Raw genomic sequence first — 25,401 nt, forward strand, 5'->3', positions numbered from 1 at the left:
GCGCGTCCTAAGTCAGGAATGGGTTCAGTACCGGCGGGATGATCTGGTTGCCCGTCACGCCGGTGAGCCGGACGTAGATCTGCGCGGGGATGTTGAGCGCCTGGTAGACGCCGGCGCCGAGCCAGGACACCGGTGTCTGCAGGAATTGCGGCACCGCGTCGACGATGCTCTGTATCGGGTCGTAGACCAGGTAGGGAATGGTGGCGGCGACGGTACGCGAGTCCAGGATCAGGTTGGCCGGGACATCGGGATAGCCCTGCGCGGCGAAGTCGGCGCTGACCACGTTGAACAAATTGGTGCCCGGGCCGGGGACGATAGCGGGGTTGACGTAGGTGCCGCTGAAGCTGGCGTCCGTCAACGGCGCACCCTGCATGTAGGCCGGCGGCTGGATGCCGAACTCGTTCAGGACTGTCGGCGTGGTGCTGACTATCTGCCAGGAATTGTTGATCCACCCGTCATGGATATCGTTGCCGGCTTGATCCCAGATCAGGAAAGTCGCTGTCTCCAGCGGAGATTGGAAACCGTGACCACGGTTGAACTGGTTGGGGTCGATGTGACCGTGATCGGTGACCATCAGCACGTCCCACTGTTCGCCGTTGGTGATCTCCCAGTCGGACACCGCGCCCAGCACGCCACTGCCACTACCGAGGGTGCCATTGCCGTAGTGGCCGAGGTTGTGGTCCATATTGCGAAGGGCTGCAGCGTATTCCGGGGAGGCGCCACCGAATTCATGCCCCATCTCGTCGACGCCGACGAAGTAGGAGAAGATGAAGTTGCCCTGATTCTTGTTGGCCGCCCCGATCGCCGAGATGGTTTGTGCGGCAACCTCGTTCTGCGACGCCACCCAGTAGGTGTCGCTCGCGGCGTGCGGGACGAACTGGATCTTGTCGGCGGGGAACGTGCCGGCGCCGGCGATGTCGGTGATGACGGGCCAGTTCGCGATGACGGTGGTGGAGATGTTGTCGCCGTAGGCGCCCTCGAGCTGGTTGTAGACCGTGGGCCAGTTGTCGTAGGTCCAGCCGGTGAAGACGTTGTTGGTCACGCCAGCCGTCTCGCTCCAGACACCGGTCTGCATGGTGGTCCAGGACGGGTTGGAGACGGTGGTGTGCCCGATGATCGTCGACGCGGAGGTGGTGCCCTGCTCCATGAACGCGCGGAAGTTCACGTTGAGCGGGTCGGCCAGCACCCTGCTCAGATTCGTGCCGTCGGTGCCGATCAGCAGGAAGTTCTCGTTCGGCGCCAGTCCCATCAGAATGGCGGCTTCTTGCGGGGTGACGATCGACAGGTTCGCGTAGTAGGGGCCGGTCGCGCCGGTCGCGCCGTCGGTGCCGAAGAACGACAAGGCGCGGCCACCGACGCCACCGGCCCCGGCGGGGTTGATCGACCCGCCGATGCCACCGGTGCCACCGTCCCCGCCGTTGCCCCACAGCAATCCGCCCACGCCACCGGTGCCGCCGGTGCCGCTTCGGAAGCCGCCGGTGCCACCGGGCCCCCCGTTACCGATCAACCCGGCGTTGCCGCCGCGTCCGCCCTGCGCGCCCATCGCGCCCGCCCCGCCTCGACCCCCGTTGCCCCAGAGGATCCCGCCGTCTCCACCCGCTTGGCCGGTCCCGTCGACGCCGTTGGTTCCGTCGCCGATCAGGGGGCGGCCCAGCAAAAGGTTGGTGGGCGCGTTGATGACATCCAGAATCTGGTCGGCGGCACCCTGCAAGGGGCCGGCGCCCGCCGCCTCCGCGGCGGCATAGGCGCCGCCGGCGGCGGTCAACGCGTGCACGAACTCGTCTTGGAACGCCAGCACCTGCGCGCTGAGCACCTGGTATTGCCGGGCGTGGCCGGAGAACAGCGCTGCGATCGCCGCCGACACCTCGTCCTGGGCCGCGGCCAACAGCGTGCTTGTCGGAGCCGACGCCGCCAGGTTCGCCGCCCTGATCGATGAGCCGATACCCGCCGCCTGCGCCGCGGCTGTCGCCATCAGGTCCGGTGCGGCGCTCAGATACGTCATCGGGGACCTCCCACTCGGCTACGTCAGGAATACCGGCAAATGCTTGCACGACTCCGGCGATTATTCGAGTAAAACACCGCATCAGATCGACGGTTCACGGAAATGCGATATGCGCGGAGAAAAATGGTTCTCACATTTTATTCAAATTATTCACACATCTAAATCGTGTCGGTGCGCCGCACCGCCCCGGTGGGCTGTCGGCTACCTCAATCGTTCAGCGCGCCAAGCTGATCCGAACCGCGTGGCAGGCCGAAATCAATTCACCACATCGAAAATTGCTGCCGCCGAGGTGACGGCTTTATCGCCATTGCCCTCGTCGTGCAGTTGAATGCGCACACCGATTCGTCCCGGCCCCCCGGCGTGCGCGGTGCCCGCCACCCGGAATGGCCCGACCTTGCCGCGCGACATGAACATCACATGCCAACTGACCACCTGGACCTTGCGCGTTCCGCACAGTTCGGCGGCGAGATCGGTGGCGGCGATTTCCAGCACGACGTGTTGGGGGCCGATGTGCAGGGCGGCGTCGGGCGAGGCCAATTCCGCACTCAGTGCCGGCAACACCCAGTGGCCGTCGGCGCGCTTGCGGGCGCCGAAGGCTGACCACAGCGGCGGCAGGTCGGGCGAGTCCTCGATCGCCAACTCGGTACCCGAAACATCCATCCGGTCAAGGCCTTCCGGTGGTGTGCCGATGATTGCGCCTTGCCCCTCGTTGAAGGCGATCACCCGGTCGGGGTTGTCGGCGTCGACAATCTTGCAGCGCCCGTAGCCCATGGTCCGGCCCTGGTGCAGGATGCCCGAGTCGACGATCTCGACGCGGCTGACATCGAAGCCGGGGTCGATGATCTGTACCGAGGCGATCACCGGGTTGGGCACCGCGACCATGTCGGTCTGACAGCCCTCCGGCGACGAGATGGCAAGCGGCGCAACCATGATCCCGCCGGCCTCGTTGCGCATGTCGCGGCGGATGGTGACGGTGTTGTCGACCTCGCCGAGGTCCATCGAAGAGTGCTTGCGGCCGATGTAGCGGTAGCTGAGCAGACCGGTCCAGCGGCGGAACAGCTCGTCGCGGTAGGCGTCGGGATTGTCGGCCAGTTCCCTGATATCGCGCAGTTCACTCAATTTCGGCCGCCCTTCTTCGCTGAGTTCATGGCCACCGCAGCCACTGCCTCATCGGCTGCGCGACCTATACAAACTTAGCCTCGAGTGTCACGCTCGGACGATGGGCCCCGAGCGGACCGTCTTCACCTTCTGCCGATACTGCCTGGCCTCGTGCGGAGTCGAGGTCAGGTGCAGGGCAACCGGGTGGTCAGGATTTCCGCCGACAAGCAGAACCCGCACGGCTGGCGGGATTTTTGCGCCGCTCGCCGCCTGCTCAGACATGAGCAGCACTCTAGAACGTGTCCAGCCGGCAGGCGCAGGACGCCCGAATCGGCACGTCTGCGCGTGCGGCGGCGAGCCTGAGCTGCTGGCCGATGATCATCGCTTCGTCGTTGCGCCCCAACCGTTTCAAGCATTCGTGATAGCCGTGCAGGCTCCACACATTGCCGGGATGCTGGCAGCATCGGGCCAGCGTCGGGTCCAAACCGAGGTCGGCCGCGTACACCGCGGCGGCCTGGTCGAGGTGGCCCTGTTCGAGCAGCAACGCGCCGTAGGCGTGCCGGGTGGGTTGCATCCAGCCCCAGGGCTCGTCGTAGGGCAACGAGTCGTCGAGGTCGACGGCGCGCCGCAGGTGCTGGAACGCTTCCTCGAAACATCCTGCACGGTAGGCGATCTCACCGTCGAGCATGGCGGCGGCCACCGCCAGGATGTCGCGGCTGGTGTTGTTGAACAGGTACCGGGATCCCGGTATCCGAGCGTAAGCTGCGGTGAACGCGGAACGCTCAGCCTCGGCCCGCTCGAGCTGGCCGATGGCCGCCAGCGCGACACCGCGTCCGTAACAGATGGTCGCCGCGGTGCTGCAGTAGAGATCCTGATCCTGCGGCATCGGTTGCGCGATCAGCTCGTCCCAGCGGCCGAATCGCACCAGCACATGGGTTCGCAGCGGCACGAACGCCTCCAGCCAGTCGGCCATCGGCGGCGACTGGATGGCCAGCAGCTCGGGTGTCAGCTGTGCCGCGAGTTCGTCGGCGGCGGCCAGGGCGACCTGCGATTGCCCTTGGAACATCGCCGAATACACGATGAAATGCAGATCGTGCGCCCGGTAGAGCGAGTAGAAATTCAGCGGGCCCGCACGCTCGAGGAACATCCGATCCGCCTGCACGGCAGCACGATTGGACTCCACGGCGCTGCTGTAGTCGCCGCACAGGACGTCGATGTGGCTGGGCATGTGGCGCAGGTGCCCGGCGTCGGGGACGAGCTCGCGCAGCAGATCGGCCGCCGGCAGCGCAACCTCCGGCGTCGCCGACATCTCCATGGTGTGCAGGTACATGTGCAAGATCCCCGGATGGCCGCGCCCCGCCGGCCCGCCCAGCGCAGCCTCGAGAATTCCCCTGGCCTCGACCACCCGTGATCCCGGCGCCGGCGTACCCGTGGCGGTGTCCCACAGCGCCCACGCGGTGAGGTTGACCAGCGCGTCGGCGGCCAACGCCTGTACGTCGACGTCATCGGTGTGAGCGGCTGCCAACGCTGCCATCGCATAGGCGTAGGCGCGGCGACCGGCGTCCAGATCGTCGGCGGAGAACCGGGCGGTCAGCGCCGAGATCAAGCCCCGCTCCACGGCACTGGCCCGGCCTTGAGCAGCCAGCCGAAGTTCAGTGCGGGCGCGCGCCAGCGACGTGGCCAGGTCGACGGGGTCGAACGCCTCCCACGCCTTGTTGTAATTGGGCCCGACCGCGTAGGCGATGCCCCAGCGGGCGATGGCCAGGTCCGGGTCGTGTTCCAGGGCGCGTTCGAAGCAGCGGATCGCCTCTTCGTGGTTGAACGCGTACGCCCACACCAGGCCGCGGTCGAACCAGGTCTGCGCTTGCGGGGATGCGGTGTCGACGGGACGGCGGTAGGACCCGAGGTCGAAGTACGCCTCGCTCATGGCGCGGCGAGGCGCTTGACGATCACCGCACGCGCGGCCCGGCCTTCCGGCGTGGGCGTCAGCGGATACACATGGAGCAGGTCTGCTTGCTCGTGGTAGTCGACCTCTACGCTTGCGGCAGCGGCCTTTTCGACGAACAGCCGGGTATCGGGATTAAGAATGTCGCGGGTGCCGCTGAACACCGTCAACGGGCCGAGCCCGGTCAGCTCTGCTGCCATCGGGTTGACCAGGCGGTCGTCCACCGCCAACTCGCCGCGCCAGCGCTCGGCGAAGACTTGCAGCGCATCGCGGCTCAACCACGGATCGTCGACCGCGCCGATGAACGGGTTGGACAAGCAGGGGTCGAGCACCGGGGAGATCAGCACGGTCTGCGGAATCACCACGTCGTGGTCGTCGCGCAACAACAGAGCCGCCGACAACGCGATCTGGCCGCCGGCCGAGTCCCCGGCCAGTCGCACGCTGCGCCCGCGCGACAGATGCCGCATCGCCATGTCAGCGATCACCGGAACCACGTCTGCGGCAGTGGCGAACGGTATCAGCGGATAGATCGGGACGATCACTTCCGCGTACGACTCGGCGGCGATCTGCACGGCCAATTTCCAATGCTGGTTTGCGATCTCGTTCACCCACCCGCCGCCGTGCAGGTAGACGACGGTCCGTTCGGCCTGGCCCGCCCGAGTCCTTTTCGGGGTCAAAGTGTAGACGGGCCAACCCGTTCCGTACTCGAACTCCACCGCGACATCGCGGCGCAGCCGAGGCGGCGGCCCGAAAAGTTGCCGATGCAGAGCGCGTTGTTCGATGTGCGCACGGGCCGTATCGGCGCTTTCGTAAGCGCGGGTCCGGCCCGTGAAGCGCAGCAGTGCCGGCAGCGCCCGGCTCCGCAAGCTGGTCAACGCAACGTCCCCTCCCCCACGGCCGGCACCGGCTGCCACTCCCGCGCCACCGACGCGCTCCAGCGCGGCGCCCGGCGCTGCAGGAACGCCTCGACACCTTCGCGGGCATCCGCGCTGCCCAGCAACCGGTGGTGCAGCCTGGTTTCCAGGTCGGCGACCTGGCGTGGGGTGTAGTCGTAGCTGAGGGTGTCCCAGAGCAGGCGTTTGCTCAGCGCCGCCGACATCGGGGCGACGTTGACCGCGATGTCGCGCGCCACCGTCATCGCGTGGTCGAGCACCTCGTTGCCCGGCAACGCCCGGGTAGCGATCCCCATGGCCGCCGCCTCGGTGCCGTCGAAGGTGCGGCCGGTCAACAGCAGGTCGGCTGCGACGGCCCCGCCCACCAGGCGCGGCAGCGTCCAGTGCGACATGCAGTCCGGCAGGACTCCGCGTCGCACCTGCGCGACCGCGTATTGGGCGTTCAACGCCATGACGCGGATGTCGGCTTGCAGCGCGATGGTCAGCCCGATGCCGATGGCATGTCCGTTGACGGCGGCGATGACCGGGGTGCGCAGCTCGAACGCGGCGGGGTCGATCGGCGACGCGGTGAACTCGGAGCCGCCGGCCGGGGTGTCGAACGGGCTTCGGCCGGCGGCGAAGTCGGCGCCGGCACAGAACGCCTGTCCCGCACCGGTGAGCACGATGGCCCGCACCGCGTCGTCGTCGTCGCATTGCCGGTATGCCTCATTGAGCAGCGCGCCCATCTCCGCGGTGTAGGCGTTGCGCCGTTCGGGCCGGTTGAGCGTCAGCAGCGCGACGCCGTCCGCGACTGCGACGGTGAGATCGGCGCCCATCCGGGCAAACTTACCCGGTTGCCGCGTGCGGCTGCGGTGCGCCTCGGCCGCGGGGGGAGGCGCTATCGTGACGCAACAGGAGGCCGATAAGAGTGCACACCAGATGACTGTCCAGAAATTGGACACCGACTACCTCGTGATAGGTGCCGGTGCCATGGGGATGGCGTTCACCGACACCCTCGTCGCCGAATCCGATGCCCGTGTGGTCCTGGTCGACCAGGCGCATCAACCGGGCGGGCACTGGACCACCGCGTACCCCTTCGTGCGGCTGCACCAGCCGTCGGCGTACTACGGGGTGAACTCAAGACCCTTGGGCAACAACACTATTGACAGTGTCGGCTGGAATCAGGGACTCAACGAACTCGCCCCCGTCGGCGAGATCTGCGCGTACTTCGACGCGCTCATGCAGCAGCAGTTCCTGCCGTCGGGGCGGGTGGAGTACTTCCCGATGTCGAATTACCTCGGCGACGGCCGGTTCCGCACGTTGTCCGGCACCGAATACGACGTCAGCGCCGCGCGGCGGATCGTCGACGCCACGTATCTGCGTGCGGTGGTTCCGTCGATGCGGCCCGCGCCCTACGACGTCGCGGCGGGCGTGGACTGCATCGCACCCAACGAGCTGCCCAAGTTCGGGGCGCGGGAACGGTACGTGGTGGTGGGTGCCGGCAAGACCGGCATCGACGTCTGCCTGTGGTTGCTGCGCAACGGGGTGGACGCGCAGCGGCTGACGTGGATCATGCCCCGTGATTCGTGGTGGATCGATCGGGCGACGCTGCAGCCGGGGCCGGCGTTCATCAAGAAATTCCGGGACAACTACGCCGCGACCCTTGACTCCATCGACGCCGCGACGTCGGTCGCCGACCTGTTCGACCGGCTCGAGGCCGCTGGGACGTTGCTTCGCCTGGACCGGTCGGTGCGGCCGACGATGTACCGGTGCGCGACGGTGTCGCAGCCCGAGTACGAGCAACTCGGCCGGATCGATGATGTGGTCCGGCTGGGCCACGTGCAGCGCATCGAACCCGACGCCATGGTGTTCGACGAAGGGACGCTGAGCTCCGCGCCGTCGGCTCTCTACATCGACTGCACCGCCGACGGCGCGCCGCAACGCGCGGCGACACCGGTTTTCGACGGGCACCGGATAACCCTGCAAGCGGTGCGCAGCTGCCAGCAGGTGTTCAGCGCCGCGTTCATCGCGCACGTGGAGTTCGCCTACGACGACGACGTGGCGAAAAACATGCTGTGCGAACCGATTCCACACCCAGACCGTGATGTGGACTGGTTGCGGCTCACCCAGTCGGACCTGCGTAACTTCTCCCGCTGGCTCGACGACCCCGACCTGACCGACTGGCTGGCCGCCGCGCGGCTGAATCTGCTGGCCGACCTGCTGCCGCCGCTGTCACACAAGCCGCGGGTGCGCGAGCGGGTGGTCTCGATGTTCCAGAAGCGTCTCAACGTGGCCAGCGAGCAGCTGGAGAAGCTGCGCAGCGAGGCTGCCGATGCCTGACCCCACCCCGGCCGAATTGCTGAGCCCGCTCGTCCCGGTGCCCAGCGAAGGATACGTGTACCAAACCGGTTGGCGGCTGGGCACATCCGACATCGACGAACACCGCAGGCTACGTCTCGACGGTGTCGCCCGCTACATTCAGGAAGTCGGCGCCGAGCACCTCGCGGACGCGCAGCTGGCCGAAATTCATCCGCACTGGATCGTGCTGCGCACGGTGATCGACGTGCTCGAGCCGATCGAGATACCCAGCGACATCACCTTCCGGCGTTGGTGCGCCGGTCTTTCCAGCCGCTGGTGCAACATGCGCGTGCAGCTCCTCGGCGCCGAGGGCGGGCGGATCGAGACCCAAGGTTTCTGGATCTGCATGAACAAGGACACCTTGACACCGTCGCGGCTCACCGACGAATGCGTCCAGCGGTTCGGCTCCACCACCGACGAACACAGACTCAAGTGGCGGCCGTGGCTCACCGAGCCGACGGGGACCGATCCGGAGCCGGTCACGATTCCCTTTCCGTTGCGGCGCACCGACATCGATCTGTTCGAGCATGTCAACAACACCATCTACTGGCATGGCGTGCACGAGATCCTGGGCCGCGTACCCGAACTGGAGCAACGGCCGTACCGTGCGGTGCTCGAGTATCGCAGCCCGATCAAGTTCGGCGAGCCGTTGAGCCTCCGTTACCAGCTCGACGGCGACGCGGTGCGGGTGCACTTCACCGTCGGAGAGGACGTCCGGGCGGCGGCGATGGTTCGCGCTCTTTAGTCGCGATCGATCCACTGCAATTGGGCCGCGCTGTGATGGTCGCCCGCCGGTGGCAGCAGATTGTCCAGCTGCGAAAGCTGTTCTGCGGACAGGTGCACACTGTCGGCGCCGACGTTTTCCTCAACGCGCGCCACACGTTTGGTGCCGGGGATCGCGGCGATGTCCGACCCCTTGGCCAGCAACCAGGCGAGCGCGACCTGAGCGGGGGTGGCGCCGACGTCGCCGCTGATGGCCCGCAATTGATCGGCGCTCTGCAGGTTGTGCTGGAAGTTCTCCTCGGCGAATCGCGGGTTGGTCTTGCGAAAGTCGGTGTCTGGGATTGCATCGGTGGAACGTATTGCGCCGGTGAGGAATCCACGACCAAGAGGTGAATAGGCGACGAACCCGATGCCCAGTTCGCGCAGCACCGGCAGCACCGCGTTCTCCGGATCGCGGGTCCACAGCGAGTACTCGGACTGCACTGCGGTGATCGGGTGCACGGCGTGGGCCCGCCGAATCGTCTGCGCCCCCACCTCGGAGAGCCCGATATGCCGGATTTTCCCGGCCGCCACCAACTCCGCCAACGCGCCGACCGTGTCCTCGATGGGAGTGTCGCGGTCCAGCCTGTGCTGGTAATAGAGATCGATGTGATCGGTTGCCAACCGCTGCAGGGACCCGTCCAGCGCGAGGCGGACGTTGGCGGGACTGCTGTCCAGGCCGTTGCGCCCGGTGTGCGAGATCATGCCGAACTTGCTTGCCAGAGTCACCTGGTCGCGTCGGCCCCGTAGCGCGCGGGCGAGCAGTTCCTCGTTGCGGTAGGGACCGTAGACCTCGGCCGTGTCGATCAGGGTGACGCCGAGGTCGATGGCACGGTGCACGGCGCGGATCGACTCGGCGTCGTCGCTGCCCGCCCCGGCATAGGCAGTGGACATGCCCATCGCACCCAGGCCGATGCGTCCAACTTCTAAGTCCGCCAAGCGCGCTTGTCGCATGCAGACATGTTTACACGCGCGTCTTGCCCGCAGCCGGCAGCGGTTAGGCTCGTCGTGATGAGCAGCGCAGCGCCGGCGAGGCCCGCCCGAAATCTGGCGGTCGACTATTACCGGGTATCGGGCGTGGGCCTGATCGTCCTGGGACATTGGTTGCTGAGTTCCATCACCTACCGCGACGGCCAGTTCGGCCGGGAGAACCCGCTGGTGGACCTGCCCTTCACCCAGTGGGTGACCTGGCCCTTCCAGGCGGTGCCGGCGTTCTTTCTGGTGGCCGGTTACGCGGGTGCGGTGTCCTGGACACGTCAGCAGGGACCGGCCGGCGAGCCTTGGCAGAGCTGGGTGCGGCACCGCATCGCACGGGTGCTCGGGCCCACCGCGGTGTACGTCGGCCTGATTTTCGCCCTGGTCTTGCTGCTGCTCGGTCTGGGTCTGCCCGGTTCGGTGTTGCAGTACGCGGGCTGGGCGCTCGCCATGCACCTGTGGTTCTTGGCCGTCTACCTCGTGGTGGTGACGCTGACACCGATTGCGATTGCCGCACACGATCGTTGGGGCCTGCTGGTACCGGTGGCAATGGCGGCCGGGGTGGCGGTGGTCGACGCGGCCACCATCGGCGGCCACGTCCACCGCCTGGGCTGGATCAACTACCTGCTGTGCTGGGGGCTGCTCTACCAACTCGGAATCGCCTGGTACACCGAGCGGTTGAGCGGCCGCCGACCGCTGTTGCTGGCGGCGGGCGCCGCGGTGGCCCTGGCGCTGTTGATCTGGCTGGGGCCGTATCCGCCCAGCATGATCGGTGTCCCCGGCCAAGCCGTACAGAACAGCACACCGCCGACGCTGGCGTTGGTGGCGTTCGGGTGCGCGCAGGCCGGAGTCGCGGTGGCGCTGGCCCCTTGGGTCGATCGGGCGCTGCGCGGGCCGCGGCTGCGACGAATCCTGGCGGTGGCCAACAACAATGTGATGGCTCTCTATCTGTGGCACATGGTGCCGGTCATCGTGGTGGCCGTCGTCGCCTACCCGGCCGGCCTGCTGCCGCAGCCCGAGATAGCGACGACAGCGTGGTGGCTGATCCGGTTCACCTGGGTGTTCATTCTGTGCGTGGTGATGGCGGCGGAGATGGCGCTGCTGTTCTGGCTGCGGCGCTTGTTTGCCGCACCGTTGCCGATGATCGGCGTTGCGCTGACCGATCGCTGGACCGCGGTGGTCATGCTGGTCGGCACGGCGATGACCTCCTACGCGCTGGCATTCATCTCCGCTGACGGTTTCGCGCCGAACGGGCGGTTTCCCTGGCTGACCGCGATCGTCTTCGCTGTCGGGTTACTGCTCGTCGCGTGCCGGCCCCGCCGCACCGAGCCGGTATGCACCTGAACCCGTTGGCGCACAGGGGGATTCAGCTTCGCAGAAATTCCAGCACGTCGGAGTTGATCACGTCGGCTTGCGTGGTGATCATGCCGTGCGGAAAGTCCTGATAAGTCTTCAATACGCCGTTGCGCAACAATTCCGCCGACCTCGGCCCAGCGGCCTGGTAGGGCACGATCTGATCGTCCGTGCTGTGCATGACCAGCACCGGCACGCCGATCTTCAACAGGTCTTCGGTGAAGTCCGTCTGGGAGAAGGCGACGATGCCCTCGTAGTGCGCCTTGGCGCTGCCCATCATTCCCTGCCGCCACCAGTTGGCGATGGCGGCTTCCGAGGATTCGACGCCGGGCCGGTTGAACCCGTAGAAGGGGCCGGAGGGCAGCGCGCGGTAGAACTCGGAGCGGTTGGCGGCCAGTTGGGCCTGTAGGTCGTCGAAGACTTCTTTGGGCAGGCCGAGTGGGTTGGCCGCGGTCTTGACCATCAGCGGCGGAACAGCGCTGATCAGCACGGCTTTCGCGGCGCGGGTCTCGCCGTGCCGAGCCAGATAGTGGGCCACTTCCCCACCGCCGGTGGAATGACCGATGTGTACGGCGTCCCGCAGATCCAGGTGCTCCACCACGGCGGCCAGGTCGTCGGCGTAGTGATCCATGTCGTGTCCGTCGGCGACCTGCGCGGAGCGGCCGTGGCCGCGCCGGTCGTGGGCGATCACCCGGTAGCCGTGCGCAAGGAAAAAGAGCAGCTGGGCGTCCCAGTCGTCCGCGGACAGCGGCCACCCGTGGCTGAATACGATGGGCTGACCTGAGCCCCAATCCTTGAAGTAGATCTCGACGCCGTCGCTGGTGGTGATTGTGGGCATGCCCGACCCTTTCGAACGCGCGAAGTTGCTGCCCGCACTATTCCACGGCTCGTATCAGGGTGGCCAGCGCCGGGTTGCGTACTGAATTTGGGTAGGCTAGCCTAACTTAATCCGCTGAGAGAGGCTGAACTTCGTGCCTGTGCTGCCCATCGACCCGCACGCCGACCCTGCCCGGCGGGCTTGGCTGCCGTGCCCAAATTGCAACTGGGGCAACGCATGTACCGAATGCGACAGCAGCCGCAACTGCGGGGCCCACTGGCAGTACCTGCTCAGCAACCGCGCGACGCGGCTGAATCTGCAGTGCCCGAGCTGCGCGACCCTATGGTCCACCGACACCCGGCATCGGCTGCGCGTGGTCCGCGGCGCCTGAGGGCGCTAGGCGTCTGGGGCGGAATTCACTGTCAAGCGCGGGTGCCGACGCCGGCGCTGTGTGCCGGCGGGGCAGGACGGCGCGGCAAGACCGCCAGAACCGGGAAGGTGTCGGGCGCCGGCAAACCCTGCGGGTAACCGGCACGCAGGAAACCAACCACTCTGGTGATGGCGCCACCTACTGACCTCACGGACATTTCCTCACCTCCTGTCGCTCGACGGGAGCGGATTCCCATTTCGCACCACGGTGAAACACGCAGGTCTACATCGCTGGCAAACGGGTAACCGCGACCGAGACAGGCGAAACGCACCGAAGGAGGGTTGCGCGATGGCGACACAGGTCGGCGATTTTCTGCTGCAACGGTTACGCGACTGGGGCGTCGACACGGTCTTCGCCTACCCCGGCGACGGCATCAACGGTCTGCTCGCGGCGTGGGGCCGCGCCGGCAACACACCGACTTTCATCCAGCCCCGGCACGAGGAGATGGCCGCCTTCGAGGCGGTCGGTTACGCGAAATTCTCGGGCCGGCTGGGGGTGTGCGCGGCAACCTCCGGCCCAGGGGCGATTCACCTGCTCAACGGCCTTTACGACGCCAAACTCGACCACGTCCCGGTGCTGGCGATACTCGGGCAGACCGATCGCAGCGCAATAGGCGGCGCATATCAGCAGGAGGTCGACCTGTTGAGCCTGTTCAAAGACGTCGCCAGCGACTACATCCAGATGGTCACCGTGCCCGAACAGTTGCCCAATGTGCTGGACCGCGCCATCCGAACCGCCCTGACCCGACGGGCGCCGACCGCCGTCGTCGTACCTGCCGATGTCCAAGAGCTGAAATACTCGGCGCCGGCGCACGAATTCAAGATGGTGCCATCCAGTCTCGGATACGAGCACCCGGTGGTCGAGCCGTCGCCCGACGGCCTGCGGCAGGCCGCCGACGTGCTCAATGCCGGTGAGCGGGTCGCCATGCTGGTCGGCAGTGGCGCGCGCGGCGCCAGTGCAGAGATCACCGAACTCGCCGACACGCTGGGCGCCGGCGTCGCCAAGGCGCTGCTGGGCAAGGATGTGCTGTCCGACGAATTGCCTTGGGTCACCGGGTCGATCGGACTCTTGGGGACCCGGCCCAGCTACGAGATGATGCGCGACTGCGACACCCTGCTGACCATCGGCTCCAGCTTCCCCTACTCACAATTCCTGCCGCCCTACGGCAATGCCCGCGGAGTCCAGATCGACATCGATCCCACGCTGATCGGGATGCGCTACCCCAACGAGGTCAACCTGGTCGGCGACGCCGGCGCCACCGTGCGCGCCTTATTGCCGCTACTGCAACGCAAATCCGACCGGTCGTGGCGCGACACCATCGAACGCAATGTGGCACGGTGGTGGGAAACCATGGCGATGGAAGCCGAGGTGTCCGCCGATCCGATCAATCCGATGCGGTTGTTCGCCGAGCTCTCGCCACGGCTGCCGGATAACACGATCGTCACCGCGGACTCCGGATCCGCCGCGAATTGGTATGCGCGGCAACTGAAATTCCGCGGAAACATTCGCGGTTCGCTGTCCGGCACGCTGGCCACCATGGGGCCGGCCGTCCCCTACGCCATCGGCGCCAAGTTCGCCCAACCGGACCGGCCGGTCATCGCCTTCGCCGGCGACGGCGCGATGCAGATGAACGGGCTGGCCGAGCTGATCACTATCGCCCACTACTGGCAGCAGTGGACCGACCCCCGGCTGGTCATCGCGGTGCTGCACAACAACGACCTCAACCAGGTGACCTGGGAGATGCGGGCGATGGGTGGAGCGCCGAAATTCCCGGAATCACAGACACTTCCCGACGTCGACTACGCCGGGTTCGCCGGCACGCTGGGCCTGGGCCATGCCACCGTGACCGACCCCGATCTGATCGCACCGGCCTGGGAGCGCGCGCTGCAGGCGGACCGGCCGACCGTGCTGGACGTGCATTGCGATCCCGATGTTCCTCCGGTGCCGCCACACGCCACCTTCGAGCAGATGAAGAACGCCGCCGGCGCCGTGCTGCGGGGTGACGAGAACGCGTTCGGCATCCTCAAGGAGGGCGTGAAGATCAAAGCGCAGGAGTTTCTCCCGCACCGCGAGTCACGGTGACTCAACACACAGGTTTGAGCGACGTGTCCTTCGGAAACCCTGTCGGCGCAAGGGAAAATGGATCAGGCGTGTAGCAGAACGCGCCGGGTCTGCCTTTGTTGGCTGAGCGCGGACGAGCAAGAGCAACAGCGTGAAGTCGCCATGTCAGCGAGCAAGCATGCAGGAGGACTTATGGGCGAGAAGAGTGGCCCCCAGGAAGGCGTCGAGGGCGTCGTCGAAGGTGTCAAGGGCAAGGCCAAGGAAGTCATCGGTGCCGTGACCGGCCGTGACGACGTCAAGCGCGAGGGCCAGGCCCAGCAGGACAAGGCCGACGCGCAGCGTGACGCTGCTAAGAAGGAAGCCGAGGCAGAAGCCGCTCGTGGTGGCGCCGAAGCCGCCGAGCAGCGTCAGAAGGCCAACCAGTAGTCGGACGCGAGAATGGGCCCAATCCAACGGGATTGGGCCCATTCGCTTGTTCGGGGTTATTTGCTCAGCTGAGCGATCGGCGTGTCACCGATGTGCCTGAGCAGATCGCCCGCGTTCTCGAATACCTGCACGGCGCCGGCGTCTGTCAGTTCGTCACGGGAGACTCCGCCGCTGAGCACCCCGATGCACGCGACGTCGGCGCGTGCGCACGCCTCGGCATCCCAGATGGCGTCACCGACGAATACCGCTTGCTCAGCGGTGACCCCGACCCGCTCCAAAGCCACACGAATGATGTCGGGCCGCGGCTTGGCGGTGTCGACGTCGTCTGAAGAGGTGACTGCGGCCACCAAGTGGTCGCAGTCCAGAACCTTTCGGAGCATAGCCAATTCGCCCTCGGGTGCTGAGGTGGCCAGCACCACACCCAGACCCATGTCGGCCACGTGCTGCAACAGTTCACGCGCGCCGGGTAGTGGCTGCAGCAGTCCCGCAACCTCTTGATAGTGCTGCGAGTGCAGGTCTTTGAGGCGTTTCTGCGTTTCCTCGGGTGCGTCGCCGGACAAGCTCTTCACCAGGGTGGAGCCGTCCATCCCGATGCCGCGGTGAATACGCCAAGCCTCGACGTCGATGCCGACTTCGGCGAACGCGCGCTGCCATGCATCGATGTGTAGGTAGTTCGAGTCCACCAGAGTGCCGTCGATGTCGAACAACACCGCGGATCTGAAGTTGTTGGTAGTCAATGGAATCAGAACAGGATGGCGATCGCCGCGAAGTCGACGAGCAACAGCGCAAGGCCCGCTAGCGGGACGACGAAGCCGCGTCGCCGGAAGGCGGTGACGAACGAGGCCAGGACGGTCACCGCGGCCACCACCGGTGCACCGTAGAACAACAAGCCGTACAGCAGCCCGCCTGGTCCGGTGTTCGGGCACTGCGTGGTGCTGCAGGCGGCCATGCTCATCGCCGCACCGACGGCAAAGATCATGATGAGGGCAGCCGCGGGAATCGTGAGCAATGCCAGCACCCAGTTGACGACGCCACGGCGCGTGCGCCCGCGATCGTGTGACGGTTGAACCGCTTCGTCGCGGATTACCTCGGTAGTTTGGTCGTTGCGCAGACTCATCTGATTCGGCTACCCATGATGTGCGCCCTGAAACATCCGCCCTCCCGCAGCGAACGCGCGTCGCAAATCCTCGACGAACGACTGGTAGTTCTCTTGCCGGTGCTCACTTCGGTCGCGCAACAGAGCCGAAGGGTGCACCGTCGCCATCAGCACCGGCTCAGGCTGAAGCTGTAAGTGCAGGGCCCCCGGCAACGGCAATACTTCGCCCCGATGAGCGGTGACCCGAAACGTGCTGCCCAACAACGACTGGGCGGCGGTGGCGCCCAGACACAGCACCACATGTGGACGCACGACCTCGATTTCGGCGATCAACCACGGCCGGCAAGCGACTACCTCGGTACGGCCAGGTTTTTCGTGGATCCGCCGCTTGCCGACCCTTTTGAATCTGAAATGCTTCACCGCGTTGGTCTGGTAGGTCATCTTCGCATCGACCTCGGCTTCTGCCAGCGCCCGCTGCAGTAACCGGCCGGCGGGACCAACGAACGGCTGTCCAGCCTGATCCTCCTGATCCCCCGGTTGCTCGCCCACCAGCATCAGCGGCGCACCGGTGTCGCCGCGGCCGAAAACCGTCGACGTGGCGTCCTGGTAAAGGGTGCAGCCGCGGCAACCGCTTGCCGCCCGCTGCAGCGACGTCAGATCCAGGCGCGGGGGCAGGTATTGCTGCGCCCCCGAAAGTTCTTGGCTGTCAACGCTTTTAGGCACGCCGATTCTGTTTCTTGATGGCCTCGACGAGTTCGGCTTTCGTCATCGTGGACCGACCGCGCACATCGAGGCGGCGGGCCAGGTCGAGCAGGTGTTTCTTGCTGGCGTTGGCGTCGACGCCCTCCTCGGAGGGAACCGGATTGTCGAGCCCGCCACGCTCGGCGCGCTCGTCGGACGGGCCTTTCTCCTCCTTGGCTTCCCAATGGTCGCCCACCTTCTCGTAGCTGTGCTTGACAGCGGCATAGGCGACGCGGTGCGCACGTTCTTCACTGCCGTACTGCTCGGCGGCTGCGTCGTGCGCCTTGGCGAAGGTGCGTTGCGCCTTTGCGCTGGAACGTTTCAGCGTGCCGGGCAGTTCATCTTTCTTCGCCGCGCCGCTCTTGGTTGTCTTGGGCATGGCAGCACCTCAACTTTGCGAATCATCGGAATACGGTGGGTATTTGTGGGCGCCGTCCTCGTTGCCGACCACACTGACGATCGCAACCTTGCCGACCATCGCCGGTGTCCCGTGGTCGTCTTTGTTGGACAACTCGGCGTCGAGGCGCTCGAGCACCCGCTGGGTCACGCTGGCCGGGTGTCCCAACCACACCGGCGTGCTGAGCAACACGACTTCGGCTTCCAGCAGCTTCTCCCGGACCTCCGGCCATTCGTCGCCGGGACCCATATCGGCCTCGACGCCGGGCAGGATGTTGTAGTCGACGCAGCGCAGCAATTCGGTCTCGGCGCCGGCTTTTTGAAGTTCGGCGGCGACATGCTCGGCGATCAGCGTGCTGCTCGAGCGAGCGGGGCTGGGTTTGAGACTGCACACCAATCCGACGGCGCGCAGCGCAACCTGCGACTGGTCGACCATAGGTCGCCTCATACCCGGCATATCGTTCGGTAAACCCGGGTAACCGAGTGCCATGGATCAGTCCCAGGCACCGCTGCTGGATGCGCTGCTCGATTACCACCGAAAAGGACGCTACGGCTTCACCCCGCCCGGCCACCGCCAGGGCGCGGGCGCTGACCCCCGCGTGCTGGCGGTGTTGGGCAGAGATCCGTTCCGGGACGACGTTCTGGCAACCAGTGGCCTAGACGACCGGTTGTCCCGGGGGAAGTTTCTCGCTCGGGCAGAAGAATTGATGGCTGACGCGGTCGGGGCCGAGTCCGCGTTCTTCTCTACCTGTGGCAGCTCACTTTCGGTGAAAGCGGCGATGCTGGCCGTCGCCGGCGGTGCAGACGGCGGTTTGCTCGTTGCGCGCGACAGCCATAAGTCGATCGTGGCGGGGTTGATCTTCTCCGGCGTGGTGCCGCGGTGGATCACGCCACGATGGGACAGTGAGCGGCACTTCTCGCATCCCCCTTCCCCCCAGCAAGTGCGACAAGCCTGGGAGGATCACCCGGACGCCGCCGGAGCGCTGATCGTCAGCCCCAGCCCATATGGCACCTGCGCGGACATCGCGGGAATTGCCGAGGTCTGCCATGAACGAAACAAGCCGCTGATCGTCGACGAGGCCTGGGGCGCACACCTGCCGTTCCATGACGACCTGCCCACCTGGGCGATGGATGCGGGAGCGGACGTCTGCGTCGTGAGCGTGCACAAGATGGGCGCGGGTTTTGAGCAGGGATCGGTGTTCCACCTGCAAGGAGACCTGGTGGATCCCGACCGGCTGTCGTCGTGCGCGGACCTGCTGATGACGACCAGCCCGAACGTGATGGTGTATGCGGCACTTGACGGTTGGCGGCGCCAGATGGTGGAGCGCGGCTACGAGCTGCTGTCCGCGGAGCTGGAGCTGGCCAGGCACCTGCGCGACCGACTGGCCGAGATACCGGGCGTCGTCGTCCTGCGTGACGAACTGCTGGGCGAGGAGGCATCCCGAGACCTCGACACCACCCAGGTATTGATGGACATCTCCGCGACGGAAACCAGTGGATACCAGGCGTCGGACTGGCTGCGAGAGAATTGCCGGATCGACCTCGGGCTGAGCGATCACCGGCGCGTGCTGGCCACCTTGTCGTTCGCCGACGACAAGCAGACCGCCGATCGCCTGCTTACCGCGATGACCCGATGGCGTAAGGCGGCTGACGACTTCCAGCGGCCGCCGTCGCTCCGATTGCCTTCCCCAGCGGAGCTGCAACTCGAGACCGTACAGCTACCCCGCGACGCCTTCTTCGGTCCCACCGAAATGGTCCGAGCCGACAAGGCCGCCGGCCGCGTCGCCGCCGAGCAGATCACCCCTTACCCACCCGGTATCCCGGCTGTGGTCCCCGGCGAGCGTCTCGACGAAGCCGTGATCGATTACCTGCGCTCCGGGGTCGCAGCAGGCATGACGCTTCCTGATCCTGCCGACCCGAGCGCCCACCACTTCCGCGTAGTCGCACAAAGCTAGATTCATTGCAGTACAAGGTATTTCGCCGTCAACTCGGTCCGACCTGGTGAATTCCTCAGGTGGCGGGCCGCTCGGCGGACTGCTTCGCCTCGGCGCTTTTCGCCGCACTCCGCAGCGAGCGGTTCGCCGACAGCAGGTTACTGTTGGCCGCCGTCAGTTCGGCATTGTCGTCTTCGAGGTTCAGGATGCGCGCGATTCCAGCCAGGTTGACGCCGGCATCGATCAGTGCACTGATGCGCTGCAGGCGGGCCAGATCGTCGGCGCTGTAGCGCCGCGTTCCGCCGGTACTGCGCGCCGGGGTCAACAAACCGTGGCGTTCGTAGAGGCGTAGCGACTGCACGGCGACGCCCGATAGTTCTGCCGCAACGGATATTCCGTACACCCCATGATCCGGTGCCGGGCCCCCGTTGTCGCCAGAACGTTCCGCCATCTATTACCCCCTTGGCCGCTCGAACACAAAACCTATTTACCACACTTGCCTTGAACTATCGAGAGTGCTATATAAAATCTATGTTGCTAGAGACAGATAAGTCTCTCACTTAGATCGCAGATTGGAGTAAGAGGTGACCGCCATGCTGATGCGCTCCGACCCGTTCCGCGAACTGGACCGCTTCACCCAGCAGGCGCTGGGAACAGCCGCTCGACCAGCAGTGATGCCGATGGACGCATGGCGTGAAGGCGAAGAATTCGTGGTCGAGTTCGACCTGCCCGGCATCGACGCCGACTCACTGGACATCGACATCGAACGCAATGTCGTGACGGTGCGCGCCGAACGCCGAGGCGTCGACCCCGACCGTGAGATGCTCGCCGCCGAGCGCCCCCGCGGGGTGTTCAGTCGCCAGCTCGTCCTCGGCGAAAACCTCGACACCGAAAAGATCGAAGCCAGCTACGACGAGGGCGTGCTGCGCCTACGCATCCCGGTTGCCGAAAAGGCCAAGCCGCGCAAGATTTCCGTGAACCGTTCCAACGGACATCACGCCGTCGACGAGAAGGAGGTGAAGCGCCAGGTCATAGACGCTTGATCAACCGAGGATATGGGCGGCGGCCGCGGCAGCACCAAACCGCGACCGCCGCCCATACCGGTAGTCCGGCGTTCTACGACCGATTCCGGCGTCGCTGCAACGGATTCGAGGAGGCGGGGTCAGCAATGAAGCGAGATCTCGACGACCAATCGGCCGCCGTGCAACAGGCACTGGCCGGAGACTCCCCGCAGCGGGTCGGTTCGTTCCGGTTCTACTTCGCCGACCGGCGCTGGGAATGGTCGCGACAACTCCACCAGATGCACGGCTATGCTCCCGGCGAAATCAATCCGACGACCGAACTGCTGCTCTCGCACAAACATCCAGAAGACCGCGACCGGGTCGCGGCCATGCTGGATGAGATGCTGCGCACCCGCAGGGCGTTCAGTACCCGTCATCGCATCCTCGATACCGCCGGCAACGTACACCACGTCGTGGTAGTCGGCGATCAACTCTTCGACGACGACGGCAACGTGATCGGTACGCACGGTTTCTTCGTCGATGTGGCTCCGCCCACCGACACTGCCCAGCAAGACCTCGTCACGGCGAAGCTGGCGGAAATCGCCGAGAACCGTGCCGGCATCGAACAGGCCAAGGGCATGTTGATGCTCGTCTACGACATCGGCGAGGATACCGCGTTCGACCTGCTGAAGTGGCTGTCGCAGGACTCGAACGTCAAACTGCGGCCATTGGCGGAACAAATTGTCGCCGATTTCCGCGGAGCGCGCGAGTGCATCACGCTGCGATCGACCTTCGACCAGCTGTTACTGACCGCGCACACCCGGGTCAGCCGAGACTGACCTCACTCCGAGGCGCCCTCGGTGTCGTCGAAGAACGACCATTCGCCGTCGTGGTTGACTTCCAGCCGCCAACCCAGCTCGGAATTGTCGGCCACCGAGTCGACAAACCAGGCGTGGGCGTCGTCTGCGCTCTCGATGTCTTTGGTCGCGACGACTTCGCCGTGTGGGTCGATAACTCTGAATTCAGCCATGCGACAGTGGTTTCCCACTTCATCGCATCTCAATCCGGAATCGCAACTCAACCCGGAATCGCATCTCGACCCCGGTAACCGCGCGTTATCCGCGTGCGACGATCACGGGCATGCGCGCCGAGTGCACCACGGCATTGCTCACCGAACCCAGCAAAGCCCCGCTCACCGCACCCCGCCCATGGCTACCCACGACCACCAGCTGAGCCGATTCCGACCGGGTGATGAGCTGGCGCGCTGGACGGTCGCACACGACGACGCGACACACTGTGACGTCGGGGTAGCGCTCCTGCCAGCCGGCCAGCCGCTCGGCGAGACTGAGTTCGGCCTCGGCCTTGACCTTCGACCAGTCCAGTCCGGGCAGTTCGACGACCTCTCGGTCACTCCACGCGTGCAGCGCAATCAGCTCGACGCCGCGCCGCGACGCCTGGTCGAAAGCAACCGCGGTGGCGGCCTCCGAAGCCGGTGAACCGTCGATGCCGACCAGCACCGGCGCCCCCTGCGGGTTGGGCATCAAAGGGTCTTCGTCGTGGATGACGGCGACCGGACAGTGCGCATGCCGCACCACGCTGGAACTGACCGAGCCCAGCAACACCCGGGCCACCGCTCCGCGGCCGGACGAGCCCACCACCAAAATATCTGCGTCCTTTGACATTTCGAGCATGGTGGAGATCGGGGTGGCGAACACCAACTCGCTCTTGATGGTCAGGCTGCGATCGTGCGGAACAGCCTCCTCGGCGACCTGGATGGCTTCGGCGAGGATCTTGCGTCCGCCATCTTCCTGCCAGGCCGTCCAAGTGTCCGGGTAGGGCATCGGCGGCCAGGTGGCCACGTCGGTGTTCACCACGTGCACCACAGTCAGCGGAGAGTTACGCAATGCCGCGTCCCGGGCGGCCCACACGACGGCGGCCTTGGCCGCGGGCGAGCCGTCGGCGGCCACGACGACACCGTACTTCTTATCGCTTCCGGTTGCCGCTGAGGTCATTTCGTCGTCCCCTTCCGTTACCTGGTATCGGCCGGCAGCGCGACGCTCGGGCATTGCTTGCCGATCACCTAGGCCATAGTGTCACGGTATTCAGCCCTGGTCAGTACCCGCGCCGGTCCAAGGCCCCCGATGGCGGGGACCAAAGACCCGAACTTACGAGCCGACCACGATCACCGGGATAGTTGCCGCGTGGACCACCGCAGAGCTCACCGAACCAAGCAGCAAGCCCGGGAATCCGCCCCGGCCGCGAGTCCCCACCACAATGAGCTGTGCCTGCTCGGCGGCTTCCAGCAGCCATTTCGCCGGGGTGTCGCAGACCAGCGACCGCTGCACCTGAACGTCCGGGTACTGCTCCTGCCAGCCCGCCAGCCGCTCGGCGAGAACCTCCTGGCCCTCGTTTTCGCGGTCGTGCCAGTCCATGCCCAGCGCCGGGAAAACCCCGACATCGCTCCAGGCGTGCAATGCGACCAGGCCGACACCGCGTCGGGAGGCCTCCTCGAACGCCAGGGCCGTCGCGGCCTCCGACGCCGGTGACCCGTCGATGCCCACCAGCACGGGTGCGGCGGGGTCGGGAATCACCGCGCCCTCACCACCCCGAATCACCGCGACGGGACAGTGCGCATGCTGAATCAGCGCGGAGCTGACCGAGCCCAGCAACATGCGCCCCAGCGCACCGATCCCCTGGTTTCCTACCACCACCATCTCGGCATGCTTGGACGCCTCGATCAGGGCGGGAACCGCGTTGGCATAAGGCATCTCGACGTGTACGTCAGCCGGTGTGGCGCCGCTCTCGGCCACGGTGTGGCGGGCATGCGTGACGACGTGGTCGGCGTTGTCCTGCTGCCACTCCGGCATTTCGGTGTACAGCTGACCCACCGGCCAGCCCACGACCACCGGAGTGACCGCGTGCAGCAAGGTAAGGCGCACGTGGCGCGAGGCGGCCTCTCGGGCCGCCCAGACGACGGCTGCGTCGGATTCGGCCGAACCGTCGACCGCCACCAGGATCCCGTATTTCGCCACGACCCCGATACTACGAGACGCCGGGTGCACTCCGGCAGGGCCTTTTGGCCTCAGTTAGACAGCTGTGGTGACTTTCCTTGCAGCACAATGGTTTTCGATATTCGCGGGCATTCGAGGCCGGGTCGTCATTCCGCCGCGCGGTCTCGCAGGGTGGTGATCGTGTCGAGCACCCCCGAGATCTGCGCGTCGCTGAGTTTCTGGCCGTCGAAGACGTGGCTGAGCAGGACCTTGAGGTCGAGCATCTGCTGCAGATAGACCAGGCACGGCGGGCATTCCTCGAGATGACGGGCCACGATCGCACCCCAGCGCTGCGGGTCCGAGTCGACCAGGTCGTCGACGAGCCGGACGAACTCCACGCAGTCGATCGCCGGGACGGTGTGGTCAGGCACGGTCATCGTTGATACCGCTTTTCCAATTCGTTGCGCAGGTTGCCGCGGGCCCGATACAGCAGGGCGCGCTGCGCGTCAGCGGACAGTTCCAGGATCTCGGCCGCCTCCTCCGACGACGTGCCGACGAGGTCACGCAGGATGATCAGCTGCCGTTGCCGCACCGGCAGCGTGTCGAGGGCCGCCCGGACAAACCCGACGAGTTCGCGTTGCACCGTCTGGTCTTCGGGAAGAAATCGCTGCGACGGCGGCACGCTCCAGTGCCCGGCGTCGGGGTGGCCCGCGGGATGCATCCGCCCGGAAAGTGGGTCGGTGTCTTCGGTGCTCAGCACCTCGTGCTCGCGGATCCGGGTCTCGCGGCGGCGGTGCCGGGACGCGGTGTGCTTGACGATGCCGAACAACCAGGTAGCTACGGACGAACGGCCCTCGAAGGTCGCCGCGGATTTCAGCACCTGCACCCACGCCTCCTGTACGGCCTCCTCCGCCACCGCGGGCGAATCCACCATCGTGCAAGCAAAATTCACCATCGGCCGGTGGTAGTCGCGCACCAGGACAGCCAACGGGATCCCGCCAACCACGCGATCGGGTTCCAGCTTTTCGGAGGGAGCGGCCGCGGGAGTCATCGTCGACCCGCTGGGCGGCTCAGGAGCATCCGCGCAGTTCCCAACGCAATTGGGCTTCGGAGGGCGACTGCACCGGGATGAACGCGGCCTCGCGGTAACGCCGGCTGGCCGGGGTCTTGCTGGCATAACCCTTGCCGCCGGCCGTTCGGACTTCCAGAGCCGCACTGGCACTGGCGATTTCGGCCGCGGAGAGCCGCAACGCGAGCAATTCCTTCTTGCTTGGCGGCCGCGGTCCGCCGACGGCACCGGCGAATTCGGCCAGGGTCGATTCCGCAGCGGCGAGTTTCTCCGCGACGACGTCGACCTCGTCGGCGAAGATTTCGTTCACTCCGGACAGGGCGAGCCTGGCGTGGGCCACAGCTGTTTTGGCCAGCCCCAGACACATTGCCGATTGCAGCACCAGGAAGGTGGGCCGCACCCCGCCCAGGAACCCGGCGAAGTCGTGCGTCAGCACCTGTTCGTCGGGGACGTACGCGTCGGTCAGATTCAGATACGAGGAGGCGGTGCTGTCCATCGCCAACAGCGTGAAATGTTCGCCGACCACGACCCCGGGGGTGCTCAACGGCAGCGCCACGATCACCTTGTCGCCGCGGTCCGTGCGCGCCGCGGTGACCAGCAGTGAATCGTCGTGCAGGTTCGATGCCCAGCGGATCGGCCCACTGATCCGGTAGCCGCCGGGCGCCGCGGTCGCGGTGAGCTCCAGGCTGCCGCAGCCGGCCAACTCCTTGAAGGCGGCCGCCATGCCGGTGACTCCCAGCGCCGCCCCGGCCAACAGCGGGCGCACCGCGGCAGCGCTGAATGGTGTTGCCGCAGTGAGCAAATACTCCACTGTCATGCGGTTGGCCCAGACCGAGAATCCGGTGCTCATGCACTCCGCGGAGATCTGCCGGATTACCTCGGCCATCTGCGGCAGCCTGCCGTCGGCGTTGCCGGGCGCACCCAGCCCCAGCAGCCCGGCGCCGCCCAGTCGCGCGAAGCTGCGCCGAGTGGTGTGTTCCCCTCGGTCCAGGGGTCCCGCATGGGCACGGATGTCGGCCAGGATTTCCGGGTCGAGCAGGTCGGTCGCAATAGCAATCGTCGTGGTCACCCTGAC

At 66.2% G+C, this 25,401-nt stretch carries 28 protein-coding genes and 1 pseudogene; 8 read left to right on the forward strand and 21 right to left on the reverse strand.

Features of this window, described 5'->3' with window-relative positions:
- Positions 1–7: 7 nt before the first annotated feature.
- From MKCMC460_RS16205 to MKCMC460_RS16230, 6 genes are all read right to left on the reverse strand, one after another.
- Positions 8–2,002, reverse strand: a complete 1,995-nt coding sequence (locus MKCMC460_RS16205) for a PE domain-containing protein (RefSeq protein WP_236983252.1) — start codon at positions 2,000–2,002, stop codon at positions 8–10.
- A 255-nt stretch (positions 2,003–2,257) separates the two neighbouring features.
- Complete coding sequence (locus tag MKCMC460_RS16210; RefSeq protein WP_236983248.1) at positions 2,258–3,121, reverse strand: hypothetical protein; 864 nt, start codon at positions 3,119–3,121, stop codon at positions 2,258–2,260.
- A gap of 87 nt (positions 3,122–3,208) precedes the next feature.
- The gene (locus MKCMC460_RS16215) at positions 3,209–3,382 is read right to left on the reverse strand and encodes a hypothetical protein (protein ID WP_238306057.1); all 174 of its coding nucleotides are present in this window, start codon (positions 3,380–3,382) and stop codon (positions 3,209–3,211) included.
- Positions 3,383–3,392: 10 nt separating this feature from the next.
- Positions 3,393–5,027 carry a tetratricopeptide repeat protein gene (locus tag MKCMC460_RS16220; RefSeq protein WP_236983246.1) on the reverse strand — a complete coding sequence of 545 codons (1,635 nt, stop codon included), beginning with the start codon at positions 5,025–5,027 and terminating at the stop codon, positions 3,393–3,395.
- Positions 5,024–5,920, reverse strand: a complete 897-nt coding sequence (locus MKCMC460_RS16225; protein ID WP_236983244.1) for an alpha/beta hydrolase fold domain-containing protein — start codon at positions 5,918–5,920, stop codon at positions 5,024–5,026. The genes MKCMC460_RS16220 and MKCMC460_RS16225 overlap by 4 nt, the downstream gene beginning before the upstream one ends.
- Complete coding sequence (locus MKCMC460_RS16230) at positions 5,917–6,753, reverse strand: enoyl-CoA hydratase-related protein (protein WP_236983242.1); 837 nt, start codon at positions 6,751–6,753, stop codon at positions 5,917–5,919. Before MKCMC460_RS16230 ends, MKCMC460_RS16225 begins: the two co-directional genes overlap by 4 nt.
- A gap of 103 nt (positions 6,754–6,856) precedes the next feature.
- On the opposite strand from MKCMC460_RS16230, the gene MKCMC460_RS16235 reads away from it, so the two are divergent.
- Positions 6,857–8,257 carry an NAD(P)-binding protein gene (locus tag MKCMC460_RS16235; protein ID WP_238306010.1) on the forward strand — a complete coding sequence of 467 codons (1,401 nt, stop codon included), beginning with the start codon at positions 6,857–6,859 and terminating at the stop codon, positions 8,255–8,257.
- Entirely contained in the window at positions 8,250–9,020 is a 771-nt protein-coding gene (locus MKCMC460_RS16240; protein WP_236983240.1) for an acyl-[acyl-carrier-protein] thioesterase, read from the forward strand. Before MKCMC460_RS16235 ends, MKCMC460_RS16240 begins: the two co-directional genes overlap by 8 nt.
- Here the strand turns inward: MKCMC460_RS16240 and MKCMC460_RS16245 are convergent.
- Positions 9,017–9,991, reverse strand: a complete 975-nt coding sequence (locus MKCMC460_RS16245; protein ID WP_236983238.1) for an aldo/keto reductase — start codon at positions 9,989–9,991, stop codon at positions 9,017–9,019. The two genes, MKCMC460_RS16240 and MKCMC460_RS16245, sit on opposite strands and share 4 nt — an antisense overlap.
- 57 nt (positions 9,992–10,048) lie before the next feature.
- Between MKCMC460_RS16245 and MKCMC460_RS16250 the strand changes: the two genes are divergently transcribed.
- On the forward strand, positions 10,049–11,356 hold the full coding sequence (locus MKCMC460_RS16250) for an acyltransferase (protein ID WP_236983236.1): 1,308 nt from the start codon (positions 10,049–10,051) through the stop codon (positions 11,354–11,356).
- A gap of 22 nt (positions 11,357–11,378) precedes the next feature.
- Here MKCMC460_RS16250 and MKCMC460_RS16255 read toward each other — a convergent pair whose 3' ends face one another.
- Entirely contained in the window at positions 11,379–12,203 is an 825-nt protein-coding gene (locus MKCMC460_RS16255) for an alpha/beta fold hydrolase (RefSeq protein WP_236983235.1), read from the reverse strand.
- A gap of 401 nt (positions 12,204–12,604) precedes the next feature.
- On the reverse strand, positions 12,605–12,808 hold the full coding sequence (locus tag MKCMC460_RS31405; RefSeq protein WP_309298733.1) for a DUF3349 domain-containing protein: 204 nt from the start codon (positions 12,806–12,808) through the stop codon (positions 12,605–12,607).
- A 92-nt stretch (positions 12,809–12,900) separates the two neighbouring features.
- On the opposite strand from MKCMC460_RS31405, the gene MKCMC460_RS16260 reads away from it, so the two are divergent.
- Complete coding sequence (locus tag MKCMC460_RS16260) at positions 12,901–14,694, forward strand: thiamine pyrophosphate-requiring protein (RefSeq protein WP_236983231.1); 1,794 nt, start codon at positions 12,901–12,903, stop codon at positions 14,692–14,694.
- A 171-nt stretch (positions 14,695–14,865) separates the two neighbouring features.
- Positions 14,866–15,099: a CsbD family protein gene (locus MKCMC460_RS16265; RefSeq protein ID WP_236983229.1), complete on the forward strand. Its 234-nt coding sequence runs from the start codon at positions 14,866–14,868 to the stop codon at positions 15,097–15,099.
- 56 nt (positions 15,100–15,155) lie between these two features.
- Here MKCMC460_RS16265 and MKCMC460_RS16270 read toward each other — a convergent pair whose 3' ends face one another.
- The 5 genes and pseudogenes from MKCMC460_RS16270 to MKCMC460_RS16290 form a co-directional block, all read right to left on the reverse strand.
- Positions 15,156–15,836, reverse strand: a complete 681-nt coding sequence (locus MKCMC460_RS16270) for an HAD family hydrolase (RefSeq protein WP_236983227.1) — start codon at positions 15,834–15,836, stop codon at positions 15,156–15,158.
- Between the two features lie 5 nt (positions 15,837–15,841).
- Positions 15,842–16,216, reverse strand: a complete 375-nt coding sequence (locus tag MKCMC460_RS16275) for a hypothetical protein (RefSeq protein ID WP_236983225.1) — start codon at positions 16,214–16,216, stop codon at positions 15,842–15,844.
- A gap of 9 nt (positions 16,217–16,225) precedes the next feature.
- Complete coding sequence (locus MKCMC460_RS16280) at positions 16,226–16,918, reverse strand: UdgX family uracil-DNA binding protein (protein WP_236983223.1); 693 nt, start codon at positions 16,916–16,918, stop codon at positions 16,226–16,228.
- Positions 16,911–17,315 (reverse strand): ChaB family protein, encoded by a 405-nt coding sequence (locus tag MKCMC460_RS16285; RefSeq protein WP_236983222.1) that lies wholly within the window; start codon positions 17,313–17,315, stop codon positions 16,911–16,913. Before MKCMC460_RS16285 ends, MKCMC460_RS16280 begins: the two co-directional genes overlap by 8 nt.
- Positions 17,316–17,357: 42 nt before the next feature.
- Positions 17,358–17,768, reverse strand: a pseudogene (locus MKCMC460_RS16290) (flavodoxin family protein); the annotation flags it as partial.
- 52 nt (positions 17,769–17,820) lie between these two features.
- Here MKCMC460_RS16290 and MKCMC460_RS16295 point away from each other — a divergent pair.
- A complete protein-coding gene (locus tag MKCMC460_RS16295) occupies positions 17,821–19,287 on the forward strand; it encodes an aminotransferase class I/II-fold pyridoxal phosphate-dependent enzyme (RefSeq protein ID WP_236983220.1) in 1,467 nt (488 codons plus the stop codon).
- 55 nt (positions 19,288–19,342) lie between these two features.
- On the opposite strand, the gene MKCMC460_RS16300 is transcribed toward MKCMC460_RS16295, so the two are convergent.
- Entirely contained in the window at positions 19,343–19,717 is a 375-nt protein-coding gene (locus MKCMC460_RS16300; protein ID WP_236983217.1) for a helix-turn-helix transcriptional regulator, read from the reverse strand.
- Between the two features lie 142 nt (positions 19,718–19,859).
- Here MKCMC460_RS16300 and MKCMC460_RS16305 point away from each other — a divergent pair, with 142 nt between their 5' ends.
- Positions 19,860–20,309 carry an Hsp20/alpha crystallin family protein gene (locus MKCMC460_RS16305; protein ID WP_236984107.1) on the forward strand — a complete coding sequence of 150 codons (450 nt, stop codon included), beginning with the start codon at positions 19,860–19,862 and terminating at the stop codon, positions 20,307–20,309.
- 125 nt (positions 20,310–20,434) lie between these two features.
- Positions 20,435–21,106 carry a PAS and ANTAR domain-containing protein gene (locus tag MKCMC460_RS16310; RefSeq protein ID WP_236983215.1) on the forward strand — a complete coding sequence of 224 codons (672 nt, stop codon included), beginning with the start codon at positions 20,435–20,437 and terminating at the stop codon, positions 21,104–21,106.
- Between the two features lie 2 nt (positions 21,107–21,108).
- Here the strand turns inward: MKCMC460_RS16310 and MKCMC460_RS16315 are convergent, their stop codons facing one another.
- From MKCMC460_RS16315 to MKCMC460_RS16340, 6 genes are all read right to left on the reverse strand, one after another.
- A complete protein-coding gene (locus MKCMC460_RS16315; RefSeq protein ID WP_180913813.1) occupies positions 21,109–21,297 on the reverse strand; it encodes a hypothetical protein in 189 nt (62 codons plus the stop codon).
- Between the two features lie 85 nt (positions 21,298–21,382).
- Positions 21,383–22,279 carry a universal stress protein gene (locus tag MKCMC460_RS16320; RefSeq protein ID WP_236983213.1) on the reverse strand — a complete coding sequence of 299 codons (897 nt, stop codon included), beginning with the start codon at positions 22,277–22,279 and terminating at the stop codon, positions 21,383–21,385.
- 153 nt (positions 22,280–22,432) lie between these two features.
- Positions 22,433–23,308 (reverse strand): universal stress protein, encoded by an 876-nt coding sequence (locus MKCMC460_RS16325; protein WP_370653179.1) that lies wholly within the window; start codon positions 23,306–23,308, stop codon positions 22,433–22,435.
- 116 nt (positions 23,309–23,424) lie between these two features.
- A complete protein-coding gene (locus MKCMC460_RS16330; protein ID WP_236983206.1) occupies positions 23,425–23,694 on the reverse strand; it encodes a hypothetical protein in 270 nt (89 codons plus the stop codon).
- Positions 23,691–24,308 (reverse strand): RNA polymerase sigma factor, encoded by a 618-nt coding sequence (locus MKCMC460_RS16335; RefSeq protein ID WP_236983205.1) that lies wholly within the window; start codon positions 24,306–24,308, stop codon positions 23,691–23,693. The genes MKCMC460_RS16330 and MKCMC460_RS16335 overlap by 4 nt, the downstream gene beginning before the upstream one ends.
- A 19-nt stretch (positions 24,309–24,327) precedes the next feature.
- Positions 24,328–25,395 (reverse strand): acyl-CoA dehydrogenase, encoded by a 1,068-nt coding sequence (locus MKCMC460_RS16340; protein WP_236983204.1) that lies wholly within the window; start codon positions 25,393–25,395, stop codon positions 24,328–24,330.
- Positions 25,396–25,401: the final 6 nt, after the last annotated feature.

Source organism: Mycobacterium sp. 20KCMC460, from assembly GCF_022179425.1.
Lineage (GTDB): Bacteria > Actinomycetota > Actinomycetes > Mycobacteriales > Mycobacteriaceae > Mycobacterium > Mycobacterium kiyosense.